This window comes from Glacieibacterium arshaanense (assembly GCF_004681125.1).
In the GTDB taxonomy this organism is placed as follows: Bacteria; Pseudomonadota; Alphaproteobacteria; order Sphingomonadales; family Sphingomonadaceae; genus Polymorphobacter_A; species Polymorphobacter_A arshaanense.
Map to the genome: position 1 here is coordinate 315172 of NZ_SIHO01000003.1, position 26917 is coordinate 342088.

At 65.4% G+C, this 26917-nt stretch carries 27 protein-coding genes; 18 read left to right on the top strand and 9 right to left on the bottom strand.

Going from position 1 to position 26917, the window contains the following annotated elements; translation table 11 throughout:
• Positions 1–129: 129 nt before the first annotated feature.
• The gene (locus tag EUV02_RS13505) at positions 130–477 is read left to right on the top strand and encodes a hypothetical protein (RefSeq protein WP_135246810.1); all 348 of its coding nucleotides are present in this window, start codon (positions 130–132) and stop codon (positions 475–477) included.
• 57 nt (positions 478–534) lie between these two features.
• Here EUV02_RS13505 and EUV02_RS13510 read toward each other — a convergent pair whose 3' ends face one another.
• On the bottom strand, positions 535–873 hold the full coding sequence (locus EUV02_RS13510; RefSeq protein WP_135246811.1) for a DUF1801 domain-containing protein: 339 nt from the start codon (positions 871–873) through the stop codon (positions 535–537).
• Positions 874–920: 47 nt separating this feature from the next.
• Here EUV02_RS13510 and greA point away from each other — a divergent pair, with 47 nt between their 5' ends.
• The 7 genes from greA (at position 921) to EUV02_RS13545 (ending at position 6035) form a co-directional block, all read left to right on the top strand.
• Entirely contained in the window at positions 921–1397 is a 477-nt protein-coding gene (gene greA, locus EUV02_RS13515) for a transcription elongation factor GreA (RefSeq protein WP_135246812.1), read from the top strand.
• Positions 1397–1576: a hypothetical protein gene (locus EUV02_RS13520; RefSeq protein ID WP_135246813.1), complete on the top strand. Its 180-nt coding sequence runs from the start codon at positions 1397–1399 to the stop codon at positions 1574–1576. The genes greA and EUV02_RS13520 overlap by 1 nt, the downstream gene beginning before the upstream one ends.
• 36 nt (positions 1577–1612) lie before the next feature.
• Positions 1613–2797 (top strand): BaiN/RdsA family NAD(P)/FAD-dependent oxidoreductase, encoded by a 1185-nt coding sequence (locus tag EUV02_RS13525; protein WP_135246814.1) that lies wholly within the window; start codon positions 1613–1615, stop codon positions 2795–2797.
• Positions 2798–2871: 74 nt separating this feature from the next.
• Entirely contained in the window at positions 2872–3723 is an 852-nt protein-coding gene (locus tag EUV02_RS13530) for a TauD/TfdA dioxygenase family protein (RefSeq protein WP_135246815.1), read from the top strand.
• A 29-nt stretch (positions 3724–3752) separates the two neighbouring features.
• The gene (locus tag EUV02_RS13535; protein WP_207790191.1) at positions 3753–4952 is read left to right on the top strand and encodes an acyl-CoA dehydrogenase family protein; all 1200 of its coding nucleotides are present in this window, start codon (positions 3753–3755) and stop codon (positions 4950–4952) included.
• 4 nt (positions 4953–4956) lie between these two features.
• Complete coding sequence (locus EUV02_RS13540; RefSeq protein WP_135246816.1) at positions 4957–5433, top strand: DUF2721 domain-containing protein; 477 nt, start codon at positions 4957–4959, stop codon at positions 5431–5433.
• A 194-nt stretch (positions 5434–5627) separates the two neighbouring features.
• Positions 5628–6035 carry a hypothetical protein gene (locus EUV02_RS13545; protein ID WP_135246817.1) on the top strand — a complete coding sequence of 136 codons (408 nt, stop codon included), beginning with the start codon at positions 5628–5630 and terminating at the stop codon, positions 6033–6035.
• A 166-nt stretch (positions 6036–6201) separates the two neighbouring features.
• Here EUV02_RS13545 and EUV02_RS13550 read toward each other — a convergent pair whose 3' ends face one another.
• Positions 6202–7185 (bottom strand): hypothetical protein, encoded by a 984-nt coding sequence (locus tag EUV02_RS13550; protein WP_135246818.1) that lies wholly within the window; start codon positions 7183–7185, stop codon positions 6202–6204.
• A gap of 263 nt (positions 7186–7448) precedes the next feature.
• Positions 7449–8936 carry a replicative DNA helicase gene (locus EUV02_RS13555; RefSeq protein ID WP_135246819.1) on the bottom strand — a complete coding sequence of 496 codons (1488 nt, stop codon included), beginning with the start codon at positions 8934–8936 and terminating at the stop codon, positions 7449–7451.
• 212 nt (positions 8937–9148) lie between these two features.
• Here EUV02_RS13555 and EUV02_RS13560 point away from each other — a divergent pair, with 212 nt between their 5' ends.
• Complete coding sequence (locus tag EUV02_RS13560) at positions 9149–9826, top strand: pyrimidine 5'-nucleotidase (RefSeq protein WP_135246820.1); 678 nt, start codon at positions 9149–9151, stop codon at positions 9824–9826.
• On the top strand, positions 9823–10659 hold the full coding sequence (gene dapD, locus EUV02_RS13565; protein ID WP_135246821.1) for a 2,3,4,5-tetrahydropyridine-2,6-dicarboxylate N-succinyltransferase: 837 nt from the start codon (positions 9823–9825) through the stop codon (positions 10657–10659). The genes EUV02_RS13560 and dapD overlap by 4 nt, the downstream gene beginning before the upstream one ends.
• 143 nt (positions 10660–10802) lie before the next feature.
• Here dapD and EUV02_RS13570 read toward each other — a convergent pair whose 3' ends face one another.
• The 6 genes from EUV02_RS13570 to EUV02_RS13595 are packed head-to-tail and all read right to left on the bottom strand — an operon-like array spanning position 10803 to position 17480.
• Positions 10803–11840, bottom strand: coding sequence for an alcohol dehydrogenase family protein (locus tag EUV02_RS13570; protein ID WP_135246822.1), 1038 nt, complete (start codon positions 11838–11840; stop codon positions 10803–10805).
• Between the two features lie 3 nt (positions 11841–11843).
• Positions 11844–12878: an amidohydrolase family protein gene (locus EUV02_RS13575; protein WP_135246823.1), complete on the bottom strand. Its 1035-nt coding sequence runs from the start codon at positions 12876–12878 to the stop codon at positions 11844–11846.
• Positions 12875–14419: an acyl-CoA synthetase gene (locus EUV02_RS13580; RefSeq protein WP_135246824.1), complete on the bottom strand. Its 1545-nt coding sequence runs from the start codon at positions 14417–14419 to the stop codon at positions 12875–12877. The genes EUV02_RS13575 and EUV02_RS13580 overlap by 4 nt, the downstream gene beginning before the upstream one ends.
• Positions 14420–14444: 25 nt before the next feature.
• Entirely contained in the window at positions 14445–15671 is a 1227-nt protein-coding gene (locus EUV02_RS13585; RefSeq protein WP_135246825.1) for an acyl-CoA dehydrogenase family protein, read from the bottom strand.
• 15 nt (positions 15672–15686) lie between these two features.
• Positions 15687–16424 (bottom strand): SDR family NAD(P)-dependent oxidoreductase, encoded by a 738-nt coding sequence (locus tag EUV02_RS13590; protein WP_135246826.1) that lies wholly within the window; start codon positions 16422–16424, stop codon positions 15687–15689.
• Positions 16425–16442: 18 nt separating this feature from the next.
• Positions 16443–17480, bottom strand: a complete 1038-nt coding sequence (locus EUV02_RS13595) for a phosphotransferase family protein (protein ID WP_243445914.1) — start codon at positions 17478–17480, stop codon at positions 16443–16445.
• A gap of 71 nt (positions 17481–17551) precedes the next feature.
• On the opposite strand from EUV02_RS13595, the gene EUV02_RS13600 reads away from it, so the two are divergent.
• From EUV02_RS13600 to EUV02_RS13635, 8 genes are all read left to right on the top strand, one after another.
• The gene (locus EUV02_RS13600) at positions 17552–18220 is read left to right on the top strand and encodes a TetR/AcrR family transcriptional regulator (RefSeq protein WP_135246827.1); all 669 of its coding nucleotides are present in this window, start codon (positions 17552–17554) and stop codon (positions 18218–18220) included.
• Positions 18221–18402: 182 nt separating this feature from the next.
• Positions 18403–20106 (top strand): hypothetical protein, encoded by a 1704-nt coding sequence (locus tag EUV02_RS13605; RefSeq protein ID WP_135246828.1) that lies wholly within the window; start codon positions 18403–18405, stop codon positions 20104–20106.
• Between the two features lie 9 nt (positions 20107–20115).
• The gene (locus tag EUV02_RS13610; protein WP_135246829.1) at positions 20116–20832 is read left to right on the top strand and encodes a glycosyltransferase family 2 protein; all 717 of its coding nucleotides are present in this window, start codon (positions 20116–20118) and stop codon (positions 20830–20832) included.
• Complete coding sequence (locus EUV02_RS13615) at positions 20832–21428, top strand: phosphatidylinositol-specific phospholipase C/glycerophosphodiester phosphodiesterase family protein (RefSeq protein ID WP_207790192.1); 597 nt, start codon at positions 20832–20834, stop codon at positions 21426–21428. Before EUV02_RS13610 ends, EUV02_RS13615 begins: the two co-directional genes overlap by 1 nt.
• Complete coding sequence (locus tag EUV02_RS13620) at positions 21419–23470, top strand: phosphoribulokinase/uridine kinase (RefSeq protein WP_135246830.1); 2052 nt, start codon at positions 21419–21421, stop codon at positions 23468–23470. The genes EUV02_RS13615 and EUV02_RS13620 overlap by 10 nt, the downstream gene beginning before the upstream one ends.
• Complete coding sequence (locus EUV02_RS13625) at positions 23467–24201, top strand: HAD family hydrolase (protein ID WP_135246831.1); 735 nt, start codon at positions 23467–23469, stop codon at positions 24199–24201. Before EUV02_RS13620 ends, EUV02_RS13625 begins: the two co-directional genes overlap by 4 nt.
• On the top strand, positions 24198–25208 hold the full coding sequence (locus EUV02_RS13630; protein ID WP_135246832.1) for a class II aldolase/adducin family protein: 1011 nt from the start codon (positions 24198–24200) through the stop codon (positions 25206–25208). The genes EUV02_RS13625 and EUV02_RS13630 overlap by 4 nt, the downstream gene beginning before the upstream one ends.
• Positions 25178–26917, top strand: coding sequence for an NTP transferase domain-containing protein (locus EUV02_RS13635; protein ID WP_207790193.1), 1740 nt, complete (start codon positions 25178–25180; stop codon positions 26915–26917). Before EUV02_RS13630 ends, EUV02_RS13635 begins: the two co-directional genes overlap by 31 nt.

Consider the following 26917-nt stretch of genomic DNA (forward strand, 5'->3'; position numbering starts at 1 on the left):
GCCAATGGCTTACCGGCGCGGCCGAGGCTTGGCAAATGCACGGACAAGCGCGCCGTGGATTGTCATTGCGCCCAGCGCCACTATATTCCCTACGCGTCCGCAACGGACGGCTCAATGGGAGAGGGTTCCATGACCAAGATTACTGTAACGCTCGGCGCACTGATTTTCGCGGCATCGCTCGGGATGTCGTCGGCGGCCATCGCGGTGACGCCGACCGCGATCGAAAAGGCCGAGCTTTCGATGCTCACCCCGGCCAAGCAGAAGGAAGTGCTGGCGCGCGCGGTCAATGGCAACACCATCAGCGGTGTCATCGAAACGATGCTCCTCAACCAGATTTCGGATGACTTCGCCAACGGCGACGCCATCAGCATCGACTTCACGCAGCAGCTGTTCGTCGTGCGCAACAAGAAGGGCCAGTTGCACGAATATGTGTTCGATACGGCCACGCTGACCGTAACGCCGCCCAAGAAGAAGTAAGCTTCGCGACCGGTTCAATCGCGGGGCGGCGGCATTGTGCCGCTGCCCCGTTTTGTTTCACGACCCGCGCAGCGCCTCGGCGATGGCGTCCTGCAGCGCCGCTTCGGGCCAGGGTGTGCTGTCGGGGATGTTGACGCAGGCCTTGCCACCCTTGAGCCGCGGGTCGCTGGACATCAGCCGGCGCGCCGTTTCGCTGCAGCCGAGATAGACCGAGACATAGGATTTCTGCGACGCGACGCCGACATAGGCACCGCTGCGTCGGAACACCGGCATCTTCCATTCGATTGATTCGGCGATGTCGTCGAACGCGGTGTGGATGGTGCGTCGCGCGGCCTCCAGCCGTTCGCGCCGCAATGGTGGCAATGCCGCGATATAGGCGTCAACCTCGGGGTTCATGCTGCCCGCCGTTTGCACAGTTTCGGTCCGGCGCGCATGATAGCAGCATGAGTGTTGCGTTCACCAAGGAATCGGACAGCGAGTCGGTCGCCGCCGACCTGCCCGACCGGCCGGTTTCGGCGCATCCCAATTATGTCACGGCGGCAGGGCTGGCGGCGATCGACGCGGCGCTGGCGACAGCACGCGCCGCGACCACGGCGGCCCGCGCGCAGGGCGACATCACCAGCGACCGCACCGCCATGGCGCGCGCGACGCGCGAATTGCGCTACTGGTCGGCGCGCCGCGCCAGCGCGCAGCTGGTCGAACCCGCCGGCGGCGATACGGTGACGTTTGGGTGCACAGTGACACTCGAAGGCGGCGACGGCGGCCGCGAAGTCTGGCGCATCACCGGCGAGGACGAGGCCGATCCGGCGCGCGGCACCGTGTCCTATGTCGCACCGCTGGCCCGCGCCTTGATGGGCAAAAGCGTCGGCGACGCCGCCAAGTTTGGCGGCCGCGAAGTTGAAATAGTGGAGATTGGCTGATGGGCGAGCGTTTTGAACGTCACAAGCAGCCGTGGACGTCGGACGAGCTGCAGAAGCTCCACATATTGGCGGGCAAGGGCCAGTCGCTACGCGCCATCGCCAAGGCGCTCGGCCGCAGCGAGGAATCGACCAAGGACCGCGCCAAGGCCGACGGGCTGAAACTGACCAAGCTGCATTAGTCTTCCCGCAGCGCCGCGAATGTGGGACAGCGCGGCATGAGCGCGAAACCCGAACCCTTTGATGCGATCATCCTCGGCGCCGGTGGTGCCGGACTGATGTGCGCCGCCATCGCCGGGCAGCGCGGCAAGCGCGTGCTGGTCATCGACCACGCTGACGAACCCGGCAAGAAGATCCTGATTTCGGGCGGCGGACGCTGCAACTTCACCAATGTCCACACTGCCGCCGACCGCTATCTGTCGGCCAACCCGCACTTCGCCAAGTCGGCGCTGGCGCGCTACACGCCCGCCGATTTCTTGGCGCTGGTCGAAACCTATGGCATCGCCTGGCACGAAAAGACGCTGGGGCAATTGTTCTGCGACGGCTCGGCGCGGCAGATTGTGGCGATGCTGCTCGATGAGTGCGCGCGCGGCGATGTCGAGGTCGCACTCGGCGCACCCGCCAGCGATATCGACCATGGCGACGGCCAGTACCGTGTCTGCTTCGGCGGCCGGCAGGCGGTTGCACCGGCGCTGGTCATCGCCACCGGCGGACCGTCGATCCCGAAGATGGGCGCGACCGACTTTGCCTATGGGCTGGCGCGGCGCTTCGGGCTGAGCATCGTCGAACCACGCCCGGCACTGGTGCCGCTGACGCTGGGGCCCGACGAACAATTGTTCCGCGACCTGTCGGGGGTTGCCGCGCCGGTGGTGGCACGCTGCGGCAAGACACGCTTTGCCGAAGCTGCGTTATTCACCCACCGCGGGCTGTCGGGGCCGGCTATCTTGCAGATCAGCTCATACTGGCGCCACGGCGAGCCCATCGGCATCAACTTCCTGCCCGACCAGCAACGCGGCTGGCTCGTCGCCGCCAAGCGCCAGCGGCCGCGCGTCAGCCTGCGCGGTGCGCTGTCGGGGCTGCTCCCCGACCGGCTGGTGCAGGCGCTGGCACAGCGGCTGCCGCCGGTTGCCGAACTCGGCGGGCTGACCGATGCGCTGCTGAATGAAGTCGAAGCGCAGTTTGCCGACTGGCAGTTCGCGCCGACCGGCACCGAAGGCTTTGCCAAAGCCGAAGTGACGATCGGCGGCATCGCCACCGCCGGGTTGTCGTCACAGACGATGATGGCGAACAAGCTGCTTGGCCTCTACGCCATAGGCGAGGCGGTCGATGTCACCGGCTGGCTCGGCGGCTATAATTTCCAATGGGCCTGGGCCAGCGGTGCGGCAGCCGGGCGGGCGCTCTAGCGCGAATCCCCCTTTCCAAACCGGCGGCATCAGTGCCACGATGGCGGCGGACTTGCGACCAGCAGGAATGCATCATGACTCTCGAAATTCAACCGCTCGCCGGCGTCGGCGCCGAAATCCGCGGTATCGATATCGCAACGTTGTCGGACAGTGATTTCGCCGCGATCCGCGCGGCCTTTGCCGATCACGGTGTCATCTTCTTCCGCGACCAGTCGATCGACGAGACACAGCACATCGACTTTGCGCGGCGCTGGGCGCCGATCAACATCAACCGCTTTTTTGGCGCGCACCCCACCTTTCCCGAAATCGCCATGGTCACCAAGGAGCCCGAGCAGCGCAACAACATCGGCGGCGGTTGGCACACCGACCACAGCTATGACCAGATTCCCGCGATGGGGTCGATCCTGGTGGCGCGCGAGCTGCCCGCCAGCGGCGGCAACACGCTGTTTTCGTCGATGTATGCGGCCTATGACGCGCTGTCGCCGGGGTTTGCCAAGATGCTCGAAGGGCTGCGCGCGGTGCATTCGGCGCGCCACATCTTCGGCGAAGGGCCCGATACCTACTACAACAAGGGCGATGCCGGTGGCACGCGCATCGGCAATGCCAAGGCGGCCGACGCCTTGCAGGATGTCACCCACCCGGTGGTCATCACCCACCCGCTCAGCGGCAAGAAGGCGCTTTACGTCAACCCGTCGTTCACCACGCGCTTCGATGGCTGGACGGCCGAGGAATCAAAGCCGCTGCTCCAGCAGATTTACGGCCATTGCATGAACAAGGCGTTCGTCCACGAATTCGTCTGGCGCCCCGGCTCGATCGCGTTCTGGGACAACCGCGCCACCTGGCATTTCGCCAAGAACGACTATCACGGCCAGCGTCGCGAGATGCACCGCATCACCGTCGAAGGCGCGCCGCTGCACGGCGCCTGACGCAGCCGCATTTACCAAAAGGACTTTTGATGGACACCGCCGAAATGGATAGCCCCGCCGCGCTCGCGGCCTTCGCCAACGAGGTGCGCGACTGGTTTGCGCGCGACTATCCGCAGGACATCCTTGAAAAGACGCGCACCGGCCAGACGCTCGAACGCGACGATTTCATCCGGTCGCAGGCCGCGCTCGGCGCGCGGGGCTGGGCGGCGCCGCACTGGCCGGTCGAACACGGCGGGCCGGGCTGGAGCGCATTGCAGCGGCAGGTGTTCGAGAATGAATTCTCGCGCGCCGGTGCGCCGACGGTCGTGCCGATGGGGCTGATCTATGTCGCGCCGGTGATCTACACCTTCGGCACGCCCGAACAGCAGGCGCGCTGGTTGCCCGACATCCTGCACTCGCGGGTGTTCTGGGCGCAGGGCTATTCGGAGCCACAGGCCGGGTCGGACCTCGCCGCGCTCAAGACGCGCGCGGTGCGCGACGGCAACGACTATATCGTCAACGGTCACAAGACCTGGACGAGCCTGGGCCATTATGCCGACTGGATATTCTGCCTCGTGCGCACCTCGGATGCCCCCAAGGCTACGGCCGGCATCTCGTTCCTGTGCATCGATCTGAAGTCGCCCGGCGTCACTGTGCGGCCGATCCGCGGTCTTGATGGGCGCCACTATCTGGCGGAGGTGTTCTTCGACAACGTTCGCGTGCCCGTCGAAAACCGCATCGGCGAGGAGGGCAGCGGCTGGTCGACGTCGAAGTACCTGCTCGCCAACGAACGCACCTGGTATGCCCGCGTCGAGGAAAAGCGCATCGCGATGCGACGCGTGCGCGCGCTTGCCGCGGTGCATCCGTCGCCCGATGCGGCGCTGGGGGCACAGCCGGCATTCCGGGCCAAGATGGCGCACACCGACATGGCGATCGACGCGCTTGAGGCGCTGGTGGCGCGCGCCCGCGCTGGCGGCCCCAACGGCGCCGGCGACCTGGCCTCGCTGATCAAGATCATGGCGACCGAAACCGCGCAGGCGATCACCGAACTGCTGCTCGAACTTGCCGGGGAACTTGGCGCGCCGCATCTGCCGGTGCGCACTGCGGGCTGGGCCGAGACGCTGCCCGGCCGCGACCCGTTCGCGGTACCCGCGGTAGCCGATTATTTCATGACGCGCGCGCAGACCATCTACGGCGGTTCGACCGAGGTGCAGAAGAACATTATCGCACGCGCCGTGCTGGGGCTGTAGCGGCATGATCGTCGAACCCGTCGCCGTCGATAACATCGCGCACAATATCCAGCTGGCCGTGGCGCCGGTGTTCCTGCTCACCGGCATCGGCTCGGTGCTCAATGTGCTGACGACGCGACTGGGGCGCGTCATCGACCGGGCGCGCGGTATCGAAGCGCATTTCCCCGAATTCGGCGCCGAAGACCGCGCCATCGCCATCCGCGAGCTGCGCGTGCTCGACCGCCGCATGGCGACGGTGCACATCGCCATCGCGCTGTGCACGATGTCGGCGCTGCTGGTCTGCGTGCTGGTCTCGATCCTCTTCATCGGCGACTTTGTGCCGGTGCCGCCCTCGACGACAATCGCCGCGCTGTTCGTCGTGGCGATGACCCTGCTGATCGGCGGGCTGGTGATGTTCCTGCGCGAAATCCGGCTGGCGACGCGCTCGGTACGCGTCAACCAGGCACTGATCGGCGCCGATCCTTCGCAGCCCGGGGGCTGATTCCCCGGCCGCAGGCATCAGACGCGGAATCCCGATTCCAAATGATGGCTTGTTAAGCTTCAGCGCCTCACCCAGTATGCAGATGAAAATCTGCGGGGGCGTGAAATTTGTTCATAAAACTGGGGCGCAAGTCTGAAATATTCATTTCAGCAATATTTATTGCATTCACCGCGGACTCGACGTGTGCAGCCGCGATGATTGCACAAGGCGTGCTCGTGCGAGTCAATGTTGCCGAGACTGATCAGATATCCAAGGGCCAGGTTGTCAAGCTTACCACAGCCGCCGTCACCGCGCCGATCGTCGAGCACCTCAGCGAAGCCGGTTACCTGACGCACGGCGCCGCCGAAGGCTTCACGCTCGACGTGACCGTGGCCTTCTACGATTCGGGCAACTACATCGGCATGGCCAAGACTGCCCGCATAGGCATGGACTTCGTGCTGGCGGATGCCGCCGGCGACACGGTGCGCAACTGGCACGCCGACTGCACCCACCGCACCGCCTTCAACATGGAATCGACCGCCAAACGCAACGCCACGGCCGTCGCCGCCTGCCTCGACGAATTAGCGCAAGGGGCAGTGAAGGTTATTCACGGCGCGCCATGATTGCTGGTTACGGATGCTGGAGCGCTTTCCAGCCCAGACGGGACGACGATAATGCAAATTGCTAGGCTGACGCTTTGGTGAAAACGATTACCTATGGCTTGCTGCCGTTACAATTTGCGAGGCCAGCCGGCGCCGCAGACTCACCGATTTTCCCGTTGGATACGACCTAATAGGTCGGAATGCTGAAATCAAAAACGCGTGCTGATCCCGCGCCGTTCCCGGCCATGCTGCCAGCACCCGTTGCTTGAATAAATCCAAACTCACCCGGTGTGAGATCTGCATTGACTGTGACCTTAAAAATTCCGGGCGCAATCATCTCCGCGTCGAATGGAATGCGATCCTTGTCCATAACGCCTGTCTTGGCACCACCGATATTGACGCTACCGATCTTGGCTTCGCGCCGATCCTTTTCTTGGTCGAACCGGACGAGGCTAAGTTCGGATGGCGAGGTTACCAAATTGCCGTTGCCGCTTGACCACACCGTCGATTGCCCGCTTTGGAGTGCCAGCGGCATTGATTCGTCGAAATAGAAATAAAAGACTGGCTTGCCAGCCCCGGCCTGAACTCGGGCATGGGCGCCTGGAATGGTAACCTTCACGGTCATCGAGGCGATGCCCATCGTCAGCGCGTAGCCCCAAATATTTCCGACTTTGGCCTGATTCGATGCGGTAGCAACAATGCGCTTCATCTTCTGATCCGGGCCGGGAGGCCCCATGAGATACACTCCAGGAAAGTGGGCAACATTTGGCATCGGGGAATCTGTAGAAAACTGCGGTGCCGCACTGGCAGCACCAGCCTGAGGTTCGATCATCGCAGCGATAACAGGAGAAGGCACTCCAGCCTTCTTCAACTCAATCAGCTGGTCGGTGCCCAGATTGAACGCGGTTTTCGAGCTATGAATTTTTGCGATGATGGCTTCATTGCTTAGCCCTACCCCGAGCAACTTTAATATTGTTTCGTTGGTGAGGACTTCGGAAGCACTTGTTGGCACTGTGACGACGGGCGCCGCGGCGACCGCTGTGCTTGCAGGAGCCCCAGAAGCAAGCGCTGGCACGGTAGCATTTGAAGTGGCTAGGCTCGAAGCTAACACCGATTGATGCCCCGCCGAAAAAAGCAAAACTACAGAAGCAACGCGCATACAAAAATTCATAAATACCCCCGAAAATTGCAAAGTAACAACCTTTCATTGGTCATGCAATTTTCTAATTTCGGGAAATGTGACCTAAACCGGCCGCGATCCAATACGATGAAAACATGCAGATTGGAAGCCGCTCGTGATATGAGATATCAGTATTGATGATATTCGGTGAAACAAAGGAGAATAAAGCAGATTTTGAACTGAATAATAAATCAATATTTAGACTACATCAGCGTAGAGAATTTGATTGAACTGCATTGGTGCGTTCTCTCTTTTCAATACGGGTCGGGCATGTAGGCGTCGTCGGCGCGGTCGCTGAACTTTGTCGTGCTTTTGTGGAAGGTCAGCGGGACGGCGCCGGTGGAACCGTGGCGCTGTTTGGCGACGATGACTTCGGCGAGGCCGAACAGCTTTTCGGCGCGCTCGAGCCATTTGGCGTGCTTTTCGACATCCTCGACATCGGGCTGCTTGAGCGAGTGGTAATATTCCTCGCGGTAGACGAACAGCACGATGTCGGCGTCCTGCTCGATAGTACCCGATTCGCGCAAATCGGCGAGCTGCGGGCGCTTGTCCTCGCGGTTTTCAACCGCACGGCTGAGCTGCGACAGCGCCAGCACCGGAATCTGCAGTTCCTTCGCCAGTGTCTTGAGACCGCGGGTGATTTCCGAGATTTCCTGTACGCGGTTCTCGTTCGAGGCGCGCGCCGACCCTTGCAGCAGCTGCAAATAGTCGACGACGATCAGCCCGATGCCCTTTTGGCGCTTCATCCGTCGCGCCCGCGTCCGCAGTGCTGCGATGGTCAATGCCGGCGTGTCGTCGATGTAGAACGGCAGCTCGCTGAGCGCGCCGGCGGCCCGCGCCAGGCTGTTGAATTCGGACTGGCTGATCTTGCCCATCCGCAGGCTTTCCGAATTCACTCCCGATTGTTCGGCGAGCACGCGCGTTGCCAGCTGGTCGGCCGACATTTCGAGGCTGAAGAACGCCACGCCGGTGCCGCTCGAATCGGCCTCGGCAATGCCGTCGGCCTTGTCGCGCATGAAGCGTTGCGCAGCGGCGAACGCGATGTTGGTGGCGAGCGCGGTCTTGCCCATCGCCGGGCGGCCGGCGAGAATCACCAGATCGGATTTGTGCAACCCGCCGATCTTGGCGTTGAGCCCGTCGAGGCCGGTGGTGTAGCCCGACAGATGCCCGCCCGACTTCATCGCGCGCTCGGCCATGCCGATGGCTTCGGTCGTCGCCTGGCGGAAGGTCTTGACCGAGCCCGCGACTTCGCCCTGCTCGGCGACGTTGTAGAGCGCCAGTTCGGCGTTTTCGATCTGCGTCAGCGGCGGGATGTCCGAGCCGGTGTCGAACGCCGACGTTGCCATGTTGCGGCCGACCGAAATCAGCTCGCGCAGCAGCGCCAGGTCATAGATCTGCGACGCAAAGTCCTTCGCCGCAATCAACGCCGCCGACTGGCTGGTCAGTTCGGCCAGATAGCCGGTGCCGCCGATTTCGAGCATCGCCGGGTCAGCATCGAACAGCGGCTTCAGCGTCACCGGGTTGGCAACCATGTTGCGCACCACCAGCCGCACGATGGCGTCATAGATGCGGCCGTGCAGCGGCTCGTGGAAATGTTCGGGACGCAGCTTGAGCTGGACATCCTCGACCAGCCGGTTGTCGATCATCATCGCGCCGAGCAACGCTGCTTCGGCTTCGATGTTGTGCGGCAGCACGGTCGGATCAGGGGCGGTCACGGCACGTAAAGGGATGGGCGGATTCATATGTACAGTGTCGCCGATTTCGCTGCCGGCGACAATGTGCGCGGTGGATTAGGTCGGGATGGATCGGTGGATAAGTGCGGGACGGGATGGGGATGGAAGGGCGTCCGGCGGGCAGGCCTAAGGCCTGCACCCAATTATTGGATTGGTGCCATTTGAAACTAGGGGTTTTCACGCGGTGACAGCGCCGGTGCGCGCGGCTAAGACCGCAGACCATGCACCGGCTCGGCCATATCGATACGTGGATCTTCGATCTCGACAACACGCTGTACCCGGCGCGGAGCAATTTGTTCGCGCAGATCGATGTCAAAATGGGGCGCTATATCAGCGACTTGCTCGGCGTTGACGCCGAAGCGGCGCGGGTGGTGCAGAAGAATTACTTCCACAGCCACGGCATGACTTTACGCGGGCTGATGGACGAACACGCCGTCGACCCGCACCACTTCCTCGATTTCGTCCACAATATCGACGTGTCGCTGATCGAACATGACGCGCGGCTGGTCGAATCGATTGCCGCACTGCCGGGCCGCAAGCTGGTGTTCACCAACGCCGACATTCCCTATGCGGCGCGCGTGCTCGACCGGCTCGGCCTCGCGCACGCCTTCGAAGTCATCCACGACATCCACGCCACCGGCTACCTGCCCAAGCCCGACCCGCGCGCCTATGCCGGGCTGTGCGACGCCTATGCCATAGACCCGAAGCGCGCGCTGTTTGCCGAAGACATGGCGCGCAACTTGCCACCGGCGCACGCAATCGGCATGACAACCGTGTGGATCAACAACGGCTCCGAACAGGGCCCGGGCACCGACCTTGCGCAGTTCATAGATTTCGAAATATCTGACCTGAGCGACTGGCTGCACGCCGTTGTCGCGACACTGGAGACCAACGCATGACCGCAATGCAGCCGATCATCGAAGCCGCCTGGGAAGAGCGCGAAACGCTTTCCGCAACCACCGGCGGCAGGGTGCGCGGGGCCGTCGAGGCCATCATCGAACGCCTCGACGAAGGCACGCTGAGCGTCGCCACCGGCCACGACCATGGCTGGGTGGTGCACGAATGGATCAAGAAAGCCGTGCTGCTGTCGTTCCGCCTCAACGACATGGAAATGATCGCCGGCGGTCCCGGTGGCGCGCACTGGTGGGACAAGGTGCCGTCGAAGTTCCTGAACTGGAACGCCAAGGACTTCCGCAAAGCCGGCTTCCGCGCCGTGCCGGGCAGCATCGTCCGCCGCGGCGCTTTTGTCGCGCCCGGCGCCGTGCTGATGCCGTGCTTCGTCAACATCGGTGCCAACATCGGTGAAAACACCATGATCGACACCTGGGCGACCGTCGGCAGCTGCGCGCAGATCGGCGCTAACGTCCATTTATCGGGCGGCGTCGGCATCGGCGGCGTGCTCGAACCGCTGCAGGCCGCCCCGGTCATCATCGAGGACGATTGCTTCATCGGCGCGCGCTCCGAAGTCGTCGAAGGCGTCCATGTCGAACGCGGCGCGGTGCTATCGATGGGCGTCTTCCTGTCATCAACCACCAAGATCATCGACCGCAACACTGGCGAAATCTTCGTTGGCCGCGTCCCGGCCTATTCGGTCGTCGTCCCCGGCTCGATGCCAGGCAAGCCGCTGCCCGACGGCACGCTCGGTCCGCACCTGTCATGCGCGGTCATCGTCAAGCGCGTCGATGCACAGACGCGCGCGAAGACGGCGATTAACGAGCTGTTGCGCGATTAGGGGTTAAGGGCCTCCGGCGGGCAGGCCTCAGGCCTGCACCAATAGTTTGGGGGCGGTGCCCCCACAGCTGTTGCCGCTCTATGTTGCGCCCACGCGATCCTATGGTGCAGGCCTGAGGCCTGCCCGCCGGAGGCCCTCAACCTCTAGGGTGTCAGCACCATCTTCAGCGCCCCCGCCGCCCTGCTATCGAACGCCGCATAGGCGTCGCTACCGGCGCTCAGCGGCAGCGTATGGCTTATATAGCGTTCGGGTCTGAGGCGGCCCGATTGCACCAGCGGGATCATCGCCGGCCATTCTTCGGGGACCGAGCAGGTGCCGATGCGGAACGTGAGCCCGGCGGCAAAGGCGCGTTCGAGCGGGAAGGCAAAGCGCCGCGACTGCTGGACGCCGATGACCGACACGGTGCCGCGCCGCGTCACCAGCCGCAGCGCCAGATCGACGGTGGCGTCATGGCCGACGGCTTCGATGACGCAATCGACCTTGCGGCCGTGGGTGACTTCGCGGATGTGTTCGAGCGCTTCGTCGGGTGACAGCGCGATGGCGCCTGACTCTGCCGCCAATGCGCGGCGTTCGGCGATCGGATCGATGGCGAAGACGACGCCGGCGCCCATGACGAAGGCGCTGTCGACTGCCATGAGGCCAATCGGGCCGAGCCCGATGACCGCGACGCTGCTACCAGGGCGGATATCGGCATTGCGCGCGCCGAACCAGGCGGTGGCGAGCGCGTCGGTCATCATCAGTGCCTGGTCGCGGCTGATGCCTTCGGGAATCTTGACGGCATTGGCATCGGCGGCGGGGACGCGGAAGGCTTCGGCCTGCACGCCCTGCAGCTTCGCCGACAGCCCGTAGCAGCCGCCGCCGTTGGTTTCGCAGCCGATGACATTGCCCGACAGGCACGACCGGCAGGCGCCGCAGCCGACGGCGGCGGGCATCATCACCTTGTCGCCGACCTTGAGGCGGTTGACGCCGCGGCCGATCTCGACGACTTCGCCGACGGCTTCATGGCCGACGCAGAAGCCGACATCTTCGGAAAAACCGTGGCCGTGATAGATGTGCAGGTCGCTGCCGCAGATCGAGCAGGCATCCATCTGGATAATCGCGTCGCGGTCGGATTCGAGGCGCGGGTCGTCCATGCTGTCGAAACGGATATCGCGTTCGCCGAAGTAGCGCAGCGCCTTCATGGGTCAGATCTCCAGCCGGTAGAATTTGGACGCGCTGCCGGCGTAGAGCGCGGCCTTTTCGGATGCCGATGCGCCGGCGGTGATGCGCTTGAAGGCGTTCCACAGCGTCGGGTAATCGGCGCCCCAGCGATCGACGGGGAAGTTGCTTTCGAACATGCAGCGGTCGGCGCCGAAGGCCTCGATGCAGGTTTCAATGTAGGGGCGCCACAGTTCGGCGAGTGTGCTTGACGACGGGCGCACATCGGGGCCCATGCCTTCAAAGCCGACGAACGGCATTGCCAACCCGCCGAGCTTCATCATGACGTTCGGGCAGGCGGCGAGTGCGCGGATGCTCGCAGTCCAAGTGGCGAAGCGTTCGTCGCGGCGGCCGGCGTATTTGCCCAAGCCCAGCGGCGTGCCGACATGATCGACGACCATCGCGACATCGGGGAAGGCGCGCGCCAGATCGGCAGCGCCGGGCAATTGCGGTTCGACGACCCAAAGGTCGAGCGACAGCTTGCGCGCCGCGAAATGGCCGACGGCCTTGCGGACATTGGGGTCGGTGGTGAGGTCAGGAGCGGCATGTGCCAGCGGCCCAAGCACAACCGGGTCGGGGTCATGTGCCATCATGTGGCGGATGCCGCGGAAGCGCCCGTTGCCCGCCGCGATGTGCGCGTCGAGCACCGCCGCAACGCCGTCGCCGAGCCCGAGATCGGCATGGCCGACGATGCCGGCGCACGCGCGCGTCGCGCCATAGACGCCGCTCGCCGACATGGCAGCGACGCCGTTGACGAATTCGGTTTCACCGACGGGTTTCAGCGCGTCGGGCCCGCTGGCACGGTAGAAGGCGCCGCACTGGACGAACACCGTGGCGATGACGTTATGCCCCGACCCGGTGTCGGCGAGCAGCTCGTCGAGCAGGTAGCGCGGACTCTGGCGCAAGATCGCGTCGAACGGGTGCGTCTGCGGCGGCAGGTGCGCCAGCCGCATGCGCCAGTCCCACAGATGGTGGTGCGGATCGACGATCGGCAATGCGGGTTCGAGGATGGTTTCGCTCATATCTTGCTCTCCCGGCCTTCCCAGAATGGCGCGCGCAGCTTGCGCTTGAAAATCTTGCCCGAATCCTCGCGCGGCAGCTCGCCGGCGAAATCGATGCGGCGCGGCACCTTGAAGCCTGCGAGCCCGCGGCGCAGCTCGGCGCGCAGCGCCTCCGCATCGAGCGTTACGCCGGGCATCGGCTGCACCACCGCCATGACGCTTTCGCCGAATTCCTCGTCGGGGATGCCGAACACCGCGCAGTCGGCGACGCCGGGCATCTTGTGCAGCTCGGCCTCGATTTCGGCGGGGTAGATGTTGGCGCCGCCCGAGATGATCATGTCGTTCTTGCGGTCGCATAGATACAGAAAGCCGTCAGCGTCGAAATAGCCGACATCGCCCGGCGTGATCAGCCCGGCCTTTTCCATCGCGGCGCGCTTTTCGGAGGCATTGCGATAGGTGAAATCGGCGGCATTGCGGCCGCGGCCGATGACTTCGCCGATGGTGCCGGCGGGCACGTCGTTGCCGGCTTCATCGACGACGCGGACATCTATGCCGGGCATGACGCGGCCGACCGAGCCGGGGTGCGCGAGCCATTCTTCCGACGTCAGGTTGGTGACATTGCCCATTTCGGTCGAGCCGTAATATTCGTTGATCACCGGTCCCCACCATTCGATCATTGCGCGCTTTACCGGCGGCGGGCAGGGCGCGGCGGCGTGGGTGACATAACGCAGCGAGCTCAGGTCGTATTTGTTGCGCACCTCGGCGGGCAGCCGCAGCAGCCGGTTGAACATGATCGGCACCATGTTGAGGTGGGTGATGCGCTTTTCCTCGATCAGCTTGAGCAGACCCTCGGCATCAAAGCGCGGCACGATGATGACATTGGCGCCGGCGCGGATCGAAAACCCCGAATGCGCGTTCGGCGCGGCATGATAGACCGGCCCGATGACCGCGGTGACGATTTCGGCGGGGTCGCGCCGGCCTTCGAGATAGTCGGTATAGCCGTAAGACCAGCCGAGCATCCGCGTCGTGGCTGCCGCCTGTTCGGGCGTGAAGGTGTCGCGCCAGACGCCCTTGGGGCGGCCGGTGGTGCCCGATGTGTAGATGATCGTGCTCGGTGCGACTTCGGGCTCGTGCGCCCAGGGCGCGGCCTTGTCGAGCAGCTCGTGCCACACCGGCAGCCCCGGCGGCAGATCGCCCGATACCCCGTACGCCGACTGGATTTCGGGCGGCGTCGCCACCACCACGACCTTGAGACCTGCGGGGATGGCGGCGGCAATCGGCGGCAGCAGGTCGGCGTGGATGAGCAGCAGCTTGACGCCGCTGTCGCGCAGCAGATAGCCCGCCTCGTCTGGCGTGTAGTGCCAGTTGACCGGCACGGGGTAGACGCCGAGCAGCCCGGCGCCGAAGCTCGCCTCGAAGAAGGCGAGGTCGTTGCGCAGATACAGCGCAACGCCGTCGCCCTTCTGGGCACCGAGTTCGGCAAGCACGGTGGCCGCACGTGCGACACGGTCATTGAATTCCGCCGCGCTTAACGTGCGGTCACCGCTGCTCACCCAACCCATGACGCCCTCCCCAAGGATGACGCGTCTAGCGCGCGTTCATCGCATTATATTCGCGGATCTTCTGCTTGCCGAGTTGCGACATGTGCACCTCGTCGGGACCATCGGCGAGCCGCAGGAAGCGGTTCAGCGTGAAGAAGCCCGCGACGACGGTGTCATCGCTGACGCCCATGCCGCCGTGCGCCTGGATGGCGCGGTCGGTGACAGTCTGCGCCATTTGCGGTGCCACCACCTTGATCGCGGCAATCAGGTCCTTGGCGACGACATTGCCGAAGTGGTCCATCTGGTCGGCGGCCTTGAAGGTCAGCAGCCGCGCCATTTCGATCTCGCAGAACGACTTGGCGACATCCTGGCGGATGCTACCCTGGTCTGACAGCTTCTTGCCGAAGGCGACACGGTTTTCGACGCGGCGCGCCATGATCTCGAGCGCGCGCTGCGCTTGGCCGATCGAGCGCATGCAGTGGTGGATGCGGCCCGGCCCGAGACGGCCCTGCGCGATTTCAAAGCCGCGACCTTCGCCGAGGATGAGATTGCCGGCCGGCACGCGGACGTTTTCGAAGCGCATTTCGGCTTCGCCGCCCGGCGAGTTCTTCGACCCGAACACCGTGAGGTTGCGGACGATGGTCACGCCGGGCGTGTTCGCCGGCACGATGATCGTCGAATGCTGACGGTGGCGCGGGTTGTCGAGCAAGGTCTTGCCCATGACCAGCAACAGGCTGCAACGCGGGTCCATGACCCCCGAAATCCACCATTTGCGGCCGTTGAGGACATAATCGTCGCCGTCGCGCAGGATGGTCAATTCGATGTTGGTGGCATCGGACGAGGCAACCTGCGGCTCGGTCATCACATAGGCCGAGCGGATTTCGCCGGCGAGCAGCGGCTTAAGCCACTGCTGCTGCTGTTCGGGCGAGCCGTACTTTGCCAGCACTTCCATGTTGCCGGTGTCGGGCGCGGCGCAGTTGAAGACTTCCGACGACCACGGCGCACGGCCCATGATTTCGGCTAGCGGGGCGTATTCTAGATTGGTGAGCCCGGGGCTCCACGCGCCATATTCGTGCGGCAGGAACAGGTTCCACAGGTCCTCCTTGCGCGCCAGCGCCTTGAGTTCCTCGATCTTCGGCCACGGCTTCCACAGATTGGCGGGATCGACGACCCAGTCGTGATGCGCTTCCTCGTTCGGATAGATGTGCTCGTCCATGAAGGTCTCGAGCTTGGCGATCAGCGCCTTGACCTTCTCTGAGTGTTCAAAATTCATCGGGTGTCCTTGAGTTTAGAGCGACAGCCCGCCGTCGACGATCAGCGTGTGACCGGTGACGTACGACGCGAGCGGTGAAGCGAGGAAAATCGCAGCACCGGCCATGTCGGCGGGCGTGCCCATGCGGGCCTGCGGGATGGCGCGCAGCGCGCCTTCGCGGCGTTGCGGGTGCTCGGTTGTGACCTTGGTTAGCTTGGTATCGACCAGCCCCGGCGCGAGGCCGTTGACGCGGATGCCGTCCTTCGCCCAGGCTTGGCCAAGCGTTTTGGTCAGGCTGATCGCGCCGGACTTCGATGCGGCATAGGCCGGGTTGCCGACATTGGCCTTGAGCCCTGAAATCGAGCTGACGATGATGATCGAGCCCTGCGTGGCCGCCAACTGCGCGTGGAACTTGCGGCCGCAGTGCATCAGGCTGTCGAGGTTGACCGCCATGACGCGGTCCCAGCCGGGCCGCTCGAACTCGCCGCGGCGGTAGACGACGGTGCCCTGGCACAACACCAGTACGTCGAGCGTCTTGAAGGGAAGTGCGGCGGCTTCGATGGCGTCAGGGTCGCCGACATCGACGCAGGTGTAGCCCAGCCCCGCCAGGTCCGAGCCATCGGCGGGGTCATAATCGGCGGCCGTCGGCTTGGTGCCCCAGACATGGACCTTGGCGCCGCGCTGGGCAAAGCCATGCGCGATGCCGTTGCCGATGCCGCTCGAGCCGCCGACGACGAGCACGGTCTTGCCGGTGAAATCTGTATCGCTGGTCATGATGGTCCTTTCTTCAAATCAGCCGATTCGGCGTAGCGCGCGCTCGAACAGCGCGACGGTGTGGGCGTGAAGCTTGTCGCCGGTGGCGCGCGGCGCCTTGCCGGCGCAGGCGCGGGCGTGCGTGCCCTCCAGGATGATGCCGAGCTTGTAGCAGGCGAGCACGACGAACCAGCCGATCGAGGAGAGGTCGCGGTCGGTCCGCGCGGCGTAATGCGCGACGAGTTCGCTCGCGGTCGGGAAGCCGACCCACGGCGTGACGGCGACATCGGTAGGGTGCGGCGTGTCGCCTTCGGGCCAGGTGGCGAGCATCCAGCCGAGGTCGAGCCGCGGATCGCCGATCGTGCAGAGTTCCCAATCGACCACCGCGGCAAGGTCGCCGCTGTCGTGGCGGAACATGACGTTGCCAAGGTGGAAGTCGCCGTGGATGATGCCGGGGCGGAAATCGGACGGCACGTTGGCGCTCAGCCAGTCGGCAACGCGCGCGACGCCGGGGATTTCGTCCGGGCCGGTCCAGCCCGGCATTTCGGCATAGCTGGCTAGCTGTGCCTGCCAGCGCGCCACCTGCCGGCCGAGATAGTTTTCGGTCTTGCCGAAGCCGTCGAGCCCGACTGCAAGGTAATCGACCGCGCCGAGTGCCGCGATCGCCTCGACCATCGACAACCCCATGCGGTGCTGGACCGATGCGGTCAGGTGCAACGGTGGTAGGCCGTTCGGCGCGGCAAATCCGTCGACCGGTTCCATCAGGTAGAAGGATGCGCCGATGACGTCCTCTTCGGGGCAGGCGGCGATCAGGCCGGGGTGCGGCACATCGCTGCCTGCCAGTGCGGCCAGAACGCGGGCTTCACGCCGCATCGTCTCGTTCGAATTGGCGCGCAGGTGCGGCGGCGGGCGGCGCAGCACATAGCTGCGGCCCGAACGGATGAAGCGCAGCAGGATGTTCTGCGTGCCACCGGCGAGCGGCGTTGCGTCCTCGATAGCGCCGCTGCCCAGCCCCTGCCGGTCCATCCACGCGGTCAGTGCTGCCTGGTCGACACCTTCGATCATGGCGCGCGTCATCCTCCCCGATATTTTTATCCAGATGGATAATGCGTTTGACGTAAGGTGGAGTCAAGGCTATTTGCAAGACAATGTCGCGACCTGCCGCAAAACCCCGCAGCGATGCCGCCGAACACCTCAAGGCGGTGGCGCTGCGACTGTTCGCCGAGCGCGGCCCCGATGGCGTCACCGTGCGCCAGATTGCCGAACATGCCGGGCAGAAGAACCATGCCGCGGTCGGTTATCATTTCGGATCGAAGGAAGCGCTGATCCGCGAGCTGATCATCGACGGGGCGCGTGCGATCGACGAACGGCGCTGCGCCTGGCTCGACGCCTGCGAAGCCGCCGGCGGCCCGCACAGTGTCCACGAAATCGTCGATGGCATGATCCGCACCTCGATCGATCCCGACCTCGCACCGGGCGACGAGAGCTTCAACCGCTTCGTCCTGCTGCTCAGCCTGTCGCAGCGGGCGTTCTTCATGGACGCGCTCGAAGGCCGGTGGAACGTCGGTTACCAGCGCTGTCTCGACCATCTGCGCCGGCTGATGCCCGACATGCCCGCCAAGCTGAAAAACCAGCGCTTCGTCTTCCTCGGCGCCACACTCGGCGCGCTGCTGTCGGCACGCGAAGCCGAACTCGCCGACCGCTCGCGCCCGCACCCGATGTGGCAGGCCGATGCGACGCTCGCACACGCGGCGCGGGCGGTGGCGGCGATGCTTGAAGCGCCAGTGATGGGAAGAGCCTCCGGCGGGCAGGCCTGAGGCCTGCACCCATGTGTTTGGGCCGCGCTGTCATGCGCAACGCTGGTCCTGGTGCGCCGTCATAATTTGCTGGGTGCAGGGGCAAGCCCCTGCCCGCCGGAGGCTCTTAATCGTGCCTACGCTTGACAGTTCGTGGCGGGCAAGCTTCAACGCCAACGGGCGCAGACAGGAGGGCCGGAGCGTTGCGCGAACCCGCGTCATCCTATCCAAACCAGTGGCAGGTGCTGCTGCTGCTGTTCGCCTGTGCGCTGCTTTTCATGGCGCAGAGCTTGCAGGTTTGGGCGTGGCCGGCGCTTGACGGCTATCCGGCGTTCGAGCGCTGGCTCGACCCGGGCTTTTTGCCTAATGATTTCTACACGAACACCACCGTCAAATTCGGCGTCGATACGCCGCAAGCGGTCGTCATCGGCACGTTGTCGCGCTGGACGGGGGTGCATTACACGGTGCTGCTTGCCGGGCTGACGGTGCTGCGGCACCTGCTGTGGCCGTTCGTCTTGTTCGGCTTCTTCCGCGCCTGGAGCGGTGACCGGCTGGTGGCGCTGCTCGGTGTCGCGCTCGGCACGCTGGGCGCGTTCGCGCTGCCCAAGATGCTCGGCTGGTCGTGGCTGTGGGGCGATGCCTCGACGGCGATGTTCGCGGTGCTGGCAGCGACCTATGCGTGGACGTGTTTCCTTGAACGTCGGGCAGCGGCGACACTGTGGCTGATGACGCTGGCGTGCCTGCTGCAGCCGCTGGTGTCGGTGCATGCCGGGCTGATGATCGCGGCGATATTCTTCTTTGATTACACCGCCGCCGAGCGTCGCGCGGTGTTCCGCCAGCCCGCGACGCTGCTCGCCGGGCTGGTTTTCGCGGTGGCGTTCGGTGCGCAGTATTTGTTGCTGACGCCGCACGGGCTGCGGCTGCCGACGGCCGAATATGTCCACATCCTCGTCCAGGAGCGCCACCCCGGCGACTTTCTGGTCGGCCGCTTCGGGCGCTCGGGGGTGCTCGGCGTCGGTGTCGGGACGCTGGCCGTGCTGGTGATGGCAGCGCGCATCCGCAGCCAGTTACCGCGGCCGGCGCTGCTGCTCGCGGTACTGGCGCTTTATGCCGCCATTTGCATCGCTGGTTTCGTGTTTGTCGAGCTGTGGCCGGTGCGGCTGGTGGTCGATTTGATCCCGTTCCGCACCGTCATCATCGCCGCGCCGCTGCTGCTGCTGGTCATTGCCGTCAGTGCCGCCGACCACTGGCGCCACGGCCACTGGCTGGCGCTAGTGCTGCTGGCGCTTGCGTTTGTCGCGGCGGGGCCGCTGGCGGCACATGCGGGGGCAGGGGCGATAAAGCCGGCGCTGCTGTTGCTGCTCGCGGCCGTCGCCGGCTGGCTGCCATGGCACGGCCGGCCGTTGCCTAGCTGGCTGTGGCCGGCGCTGGCGCTCGTTATGGTGGCGCTGGCGCTGCCCAACGCGCGCGCGCGCCGCGACGAATTGGTGATGCCGACCGCAGCGAACAGTCACCAAGTCTATCAATGGGCGCGCGATAATACCGCGCCCGATGCGCGTTTTTTGGTCGAACAGTTCCCCACCGGGCTCGCCTATGGCCGCGTGCTGACGCCGCAGCGCATGCGGCTGATCGGGCGCCGGTCGGTAGTGGCGTCGCTCGACTATCCGTTCGCCGAAACCGATATCCGGCCATGGTACCGGACCTGGGTCATCGGGCTGAACCATGGCCAGCACGGCTTTGTCGAAAACGCCGATCTGGCGACGTTGCGCAGCATCTGCGCGCAGCTGCCGTTTGACTATGTCGTGCGCGCCAAGCCGCTGGCGGGGGCGACGCCGGTCGCGCAATTTGCGCCGCAGCAAGGGGTGGGCAGCATTTTTGTTTATCGCCCGTGCGCCGCGCCGCGCTAGAACCACGCCATGCGGCTCACTCTGGTCATTCCCTGCTACAATGAAGCGGCGTCGCTACCGGCGCTGGTGGCGCGCTGCGCCGAACTCACCGCTGCCGAGCCGGCAATCGACGTCATCCTCGTCGACAACGGCTCGACCGACGACAGTCCCGCCGTGCTGGCGCGCGCGCTCGCCGGCCGCGACCGCGTGTCGAGCGTGCGGGTGCCGGTCAACCAGGGCTATGGCTTCGGCATATTGTCGGGGCTGCGTGCGGCGACCGGCGACGTCATCGGCTGGACGCATGCTGACTTGCAGACCGACGTCATGGATGTGCTGACCGGGCTGGCGCTGTTCTGCGACGATGCCGCACCGGCGAAACTGTTCGTCAAGGGCGCGCGCCATGGCCGGCCGCTGGGCGATACGGTATTCACCTTCGGGATGAGCGTGTTCGAAACCGTCCTGTTCGGGCGCCGGCTGACCGATGTCAACGCGCAGCCGACGCTGTTCCACCGCGACTTTTTTGCGGGCTGGAAGAACCCGCCGCACGACTTCGCGCTCGATACCTACGCCTTTGCACTGGCGCGTTATGACGGGCTGAAAGTGGCACGTTTTTCGGTGCTGTTCAGCGCCCGCCTGCACGGCCAGTCGCACTGGAACATCAACTGGCGCGCGAAGCTGAAGTTCATCAAGCGCACGCTCGATTTCAGCTTCCGGCTGCGGCGCGACCTGGCAAGCGGGGCGCATTGATGACAAGCCCGGGGATGGAGCTCATCGCGCACCGCCGCAACACCGTCGCCGAGCTGCTGGCGACGCCGCGCCACTACGGCATCGAAATGGACGTGCGCAGCTGGGGCGAGCGGCTAGTCATCCACCATGATGCGTTCGTCGAGGGTGAAGATTTCGAGGCGTGGCTGGGGCATTACGCGCACGGCACGCTGATCCTCAACGTCAAGGAAGAGGGGCTGGAAACGCGGCTGCTGGCGCTGATGGCGGCACATGGCATCACCCGCTTCTTCTTCCTCGACCAGTCGTTCCCGTTCCTCATCCGCACCGCGCGCAGCGGCGAACGGCGCTGCGCGGTACGCGTTTCCGAATTTGAAAGCATCGATACCGCGCTGACCTTGGCGGGGCAGATCGACTGGGTCTGGGTCGATTGCTTCACGCGCTTCCCGTTGACCGCCGCGGACGCCGCGCGGCTAACCGGTGCCGGCTTCAAGCTGTGCCTCGTCTCGCCCGAACTGCAGGGCCGCGACGCGGAAACCGGCATCGCCGCGATGAAAGCGCAAGTCGCCGGGTTCGACATCGCCGCCGTGTGCACCAAAAGGCCCGACCTATGGGCCTGACCCGTCACCACCGCGTGCTGTTCGGCCTCGGGGTGGTGCTGCGGCTGGCGCTGATTGCGCTGGCGCTGCCATGGACACATGCGCGCTGGTTCGTGCCGTTTCTGGCTAATGTGCCGGGGCATTTCGCCGACCCCTGGGGCGGGTTTATGGCGGTTGGCGGCGACAGGGTCGCGTTCCCCTATGGCCTGCCTTACCTCATCGCCTATGCACCGTTGACCGATCTCGGCGGCGCGGTAGCTGGGTTGGCGGGCGCGCATCTCGGGCTCGGGCTGACGGTGCTGTTGCTCGAGGTTGCGCTGCTGGGGCAGCTGGGGCGGATCGCGGGCAAGGACGCCACGCGCGCGCAATTGCTGTTCTGGCTGTCGCCGGTGGCGCTCTACGTCGGCTATTGGCACGGCCAGCTTGATATATTGCCGGTGCTGCTGCTCGTCGCAGCGCTCGCGGCGCTGGTGCAGCACCGTCACAGCGCCAGCGGCGCGTGGCTCGGCAGCGCGGTCGCGGCGAAGTTCAGCATGGGGCTGGCGGCACCGTTCATTGCATTGTTCTATCTTGGCCGCGCGCGCCAGCGGCGCTTTGCGCTGGCGGCAATCGGCGGTGCGGCACTGGCGTTCGCGCTGCTGTGGCTGCCGGTGCTGGTGCTGCCGGGGTTCCGCGCCATGGTGTTGCTGACCCCCGAAACCGCCAAAACGTTCAGCCTCGCGGTGCCGATCGGGCCGTGGCTCTACGTCTATGTGCTGCCGCTCGCCTATCTGGGGTTGCTGTATTGGGCGTGGCGCGTGCGCCGGCTCGATTTCGACTTGCTGTGGAGCTTCATCGGCATCGCCTTCATGGCGGTGGTGCTGCTGACCCCCGCCTCGCCGGGCTGGGCGCTGTGGGCGCTGCCATTCATCGCGCTGCACACGGCACGCTCGGGGACAACAGGGCAACTGCTGTTCTGGGCGTTCACGCTGGCGTTCGTCGCGTTGCATTTGACGGTGTCGACAGGTGCAGCATTCGCCGGCATCGATCTGTCGTCGCCGCTGGTCGCGCAGGACGCCGAACGGCTGCCCTCGGCATTGATGACGCTGATGCTCGCAGCGGGCGCGGCGCTGGCGGTGCAGATGGCGCGGCGCGGCATCCTCGGCTCGCCGTTCTACCGGGCAACGCGCACGCCGCTCGCCATCGCGGTGGCGGGTGACAGCGGCACCGGCAAGGACACGCTGGTAGATGCGCTCGCGGCGATGTTCGGCGAAACCTCGGTGACGCGGCTGTCGGGGGACGACTATCACAGCTGGGACCGCCACAAGCCGATGTGGCGGGCGATGACGCACCTCAATCCGATGGCGAACGACCTCGAGGGCTTTGCCGCGCACGCTGCCGACCTCGCGGATGCCAAGCCGGTGCGCGCGCGCCACTACGACCATGGCTCGGGTCGCACCGGCGAGCTGGCGACCTTGCACCCCCGCGAATTGCTCGCGGTGTCGGGGCTGCACGCCTTGTGGTCGCCGTCGCTCAACACCCGCTTCGACGTGCGCGTCTATATGGACATGGACGAAGGGCTGCGGCGTTTCCTCAAACTGCGCCGCGATGTCAACCAACGCGGCCACGCCCCCGAACGCGTGCTTGAATCGATCGAGCGGCGTGCGGCAGATGGCGCGCGTTTCATCGCGCCACAGGCCGCCGCCGCCGATGTCATTTTCCGGCTCGAACCGCGCCACCCGTCGGCGGTCGCCGATCCGGCGGTCGCTATCGATGCATCGATGCTGCGGCTGGTGGTGACGCTGGCGCCAGGGCGCAATTTCGACCGCGCAGCACGCCTGCTGGCATCGCTGTCGGGCATCCGCGTCATCGAAAGCGCCGATGACGACGGTCGGCTGCGGCTGCTGGTGGAGGGTGAACCGACCGCCGCGGATATCGCCGCCGCCGCACGCCGCATCGCGCCCGACATGGACTGGTTGCTTTCTGCCGAACCGCGTTGGCAACCGGGGCTGTCGGGCGTGATGCAACTGATATTGCTCACTGAATTCGACCGCGCGCGCCGCCGCCGGGGAGGCATGGCATGAAACTCCATAACGCTGATTTGTTCGCGCAGCGGCCGGCTGCAGTGCTGCTCGACCTCGACAATACGCTCTACGCCTACGCGCCCTGCAACGCCGCCGGCATGGCCGCCGCCGCCGAACTGGCGTACAGCCTGCACGGTATTTCGGCCGCCGATTTCATGCAGTGTTTCAACGATGCACGTGCCGAGTTGAAGGCGCGGCTGGGGCCGGTCGCGGCGTCGCATAGCCGGCTGCTGTATTTCCAGCGCACCATCGAACGCGCCGGTTTTGCCAGCCAGCCGTTCGCGGTACTGCAGCTTGAGCAAGCATTCTGGCGTGCCTATCTCGACGCCGCCGTGCTGTTTCCGCACGCGCTCGATTTCCTCGATGACTTGCGCATTGCCGGCGTGCCGGCGGTCATTGTCACCGACCTGACCGCGCAGATCCAGCTACGCAAGATGATCCTGCTCGGCATCGATAAGATGGTTGATTGGCTGGTGACCTCCGAAGAAAGCGGTGCCGACAAGCCGGCGGCATTGGGTTTCGAACTGGCGCTGGCGAAACTCGGCGGCGTCGAAGGCCCGGTGTGGTTCATCGGCGATTCGATCGACGGCGACATGGTTGGCGCAAAGGCGGCGATCGACGCGGTGACCTTGCTCAAGGTCGATCGCGGCGCGGTCAGCCACCCGGCGGTTGATGCCAGCTTCAGCGATTTCGCGGCGCTGCGCCGCCTGTTTGCCCGCACGTCGCTATGACGGCGCTCGACGAACTGGCGGCGGTGTCGGCGCGCATCGGCGCCGATCCGTTGCTGGTGCAGGGGCCGGGCGGCAACAGCTCGGTCAAGTTTGGCGACGAGCTGTGGGTCAAGGCGTCGGGCGTCTGGCTGGCGCAGGCGCTTGAACGGCCGATCTTCACCGGGCTGTCGCTGGCGGCGGTGCATGCGGCGGTAGCACGCGGCGAAGTCGAGGATTTCACCGCCGCACGACTGCCCGGCAGCGATGCAGCGTTGCGCCCGTCAATCGAAACCGCGCTGCACGCGCTGCTGCCGCACGCCGCAGTTCTGCACGCGCACGCGGTCAATGCGATGGCGGTCAGCGTGCTCGCCGATGGTGCGGCGCGTGCGGCGAAAGCGCTCGACGGGCATCTGCGCTGGGCGTGGGTGCCCTACCACCGCCCTGGTGCGCCACTTGCCGCCGCGATTGCTCAGGTGCTCGCCGACACGCTCGCCGATGTGCTGCTGCTCGCCAACCACGGTATCGTCGTCGGCGCTGACACACCGCAAGCCGCCGAAGCGCTGCTGCGCGATGTCGAGGCGCGACTGGCGCTGCCGGTGGCAACACTGCCCGAAGCCCCGGCAGGCGCCGGCGACGCCGACCATGAACGCCACGTTGCCGCCGACGGGCTGGCGCTCGACGCACGGCTGACGGCCATATTTGCCGCCGCGCCGCTATTCCCCGACCAGGTCGTGTTCGTCGGCGGCGCGGTGCCGGTGCTCCAGCCCGGCGAAGCGCTGGTCACCTGCGCGGCGCGTGTCCATGCCGCGACCGGCGTACTGCCCGCGCTGATCCTCGCCCCCGGTGTCGGCGCCTTCGCGCGCCGAAACCGTACACCGAGCGCCGATGCCGTGATCGCCGGGCTTGTCGAAGTCGCACGCCGCCTGCCGCTCGATGCCACCGTCACCGGGCTGCCCGACGGCGCTGTCGACGCGCTGCTCAACTGGGATGCCGAGGCGTGGCGGCTGCAACAGGCGCAGGCCCGCTGATGCAGATCATCATCCCCATGTCGGGCTTTGGCGAGCGATTCCGCCGCGCCGGCTATGACGTGCCCAAGCCGCTGATCCCCGTCGATGGCAAGCCGATCATCGGCCATGTCATCGATCTGTTCCCGGGCGAAACCGACTTCATTTTTATCTGCAACCGCTACCATCTCGAAGAGCCCGCCTATGCGATGGCCGAAACCTTGCGCCGGCTGTGCCCGAAAGGCCGCATCGTCGCCATCGAGCCGCACCGCCACGGCCCGGTCTGGGCGGTGCTGCAGGCGCGCCAATACATCGACCCCGCCAAGCCGGTGTTCATCAACTATTGCGACTTCAGTTGCGTCTGGGACTGGGCCGATTTCAAGGCGTTCGTGCGCGAAACCGCCTGCGCCGGCGCGGTGCCGGCCTACCGCGGCTTCCACCCGCACAGCCTGCACGGCAACAGCTACGCCTTCATCAAGGAAACCGGCGGCTGGCTCACCGACATTCAGGAAAAGCAGGCCTGGACCGACGACCCCATGTCCGAATACGCGTCGAGCGGCGGCTACTATTTCGACAGCGGCGCGCGTGCGCTCGAGATGCTCGACGCGCAGGTTGCCGAAGAACTGCGCGTCAACAACGAATTCTACGTCAGCCTCGCCTACAAGGTCATGGCGGCGCGCGGCCTCAAGGTCGCGGTGTATGAGTTGCAGCACTTCATGCAATGGGGCACCCCCGATGACCTCGCAGAATATCTCGGCTGGTCGCGCGCCTTCCGCCGGCTGGCGTTCGATGAAGCCCGCCGCGCGCGCCAGTCGGGTGCGGTGCTGGTGCCGATGGCGGGCTATGGCAAGCGCTTTGCCGACGCAGGCTACACGCTGACCAAGCCGTTGATTCCGGTGTCGGGCCGCCCGATGGTCATCCAGGCGACGCGCGACCTGCCCGACGCGCCGGTGACGCGCTTTGTCGTGCGCCGCGACCTGCCGATGCTCGACGCGCTGCTCCGCAAACTCCGCACCTCGTTCATCGGCACCTCGACGCTGGTGCTTGATGAAGGCACCGAGGGCCAGGCGGTGACCTGCCAGCTCGGCGTCGAAGCGCTCGACCCCAACGCACCGCTGACCATCGGCGCCTGCGACAACGCCATGCTCTACGACCCGGCGAAGTTCGAAGCTGCGATGCAGACCGGTGGCGCCGACATGCTCGTCTGGGTGGTACGCGGCCATGCCGATGGCAAGCTGCGGCCGACCAATTTCGGCTGGGTCGATACCGATGACGCCGGCAACGTCACCGGCGTCCGCGTCAAGCAGGCCCCCGAAGACCCCGCCACCGCGCCGATGATCGTCGGCGCCTTCAGCTTCCGCCGCGCCGCCGATTTCAGCACCGCCGCCGCCGCGCTGGTGGCGCGGGGCGGCCGTGTCAACGGCGAGTTTTACGTCGACAGCCTGGTCACCGACGCCCTCGCCGCCGGGCTCGACGTGCGGCTGTTCGAAATCGACCACTACCTCGGCTGGGGCACCCCCAACGACCTCAAGACCTTCGAATATTGGCAGTCCGCCTTTTCGAAATGGCCAAGCCACCCGTACCGCCTCGACCGCGACCGCCGGATTCCGCCAAGCCAGGTTGCCGCGCTCAGCGCCCGCTACGCCGCGCATCCGGCGCCAAGGCCGCACGGCCTCGCGCCGGTGGTGGCGCGGGTGTCGTGGGGTGAACGGTTGAAGTGGCTTTTCAAGTAG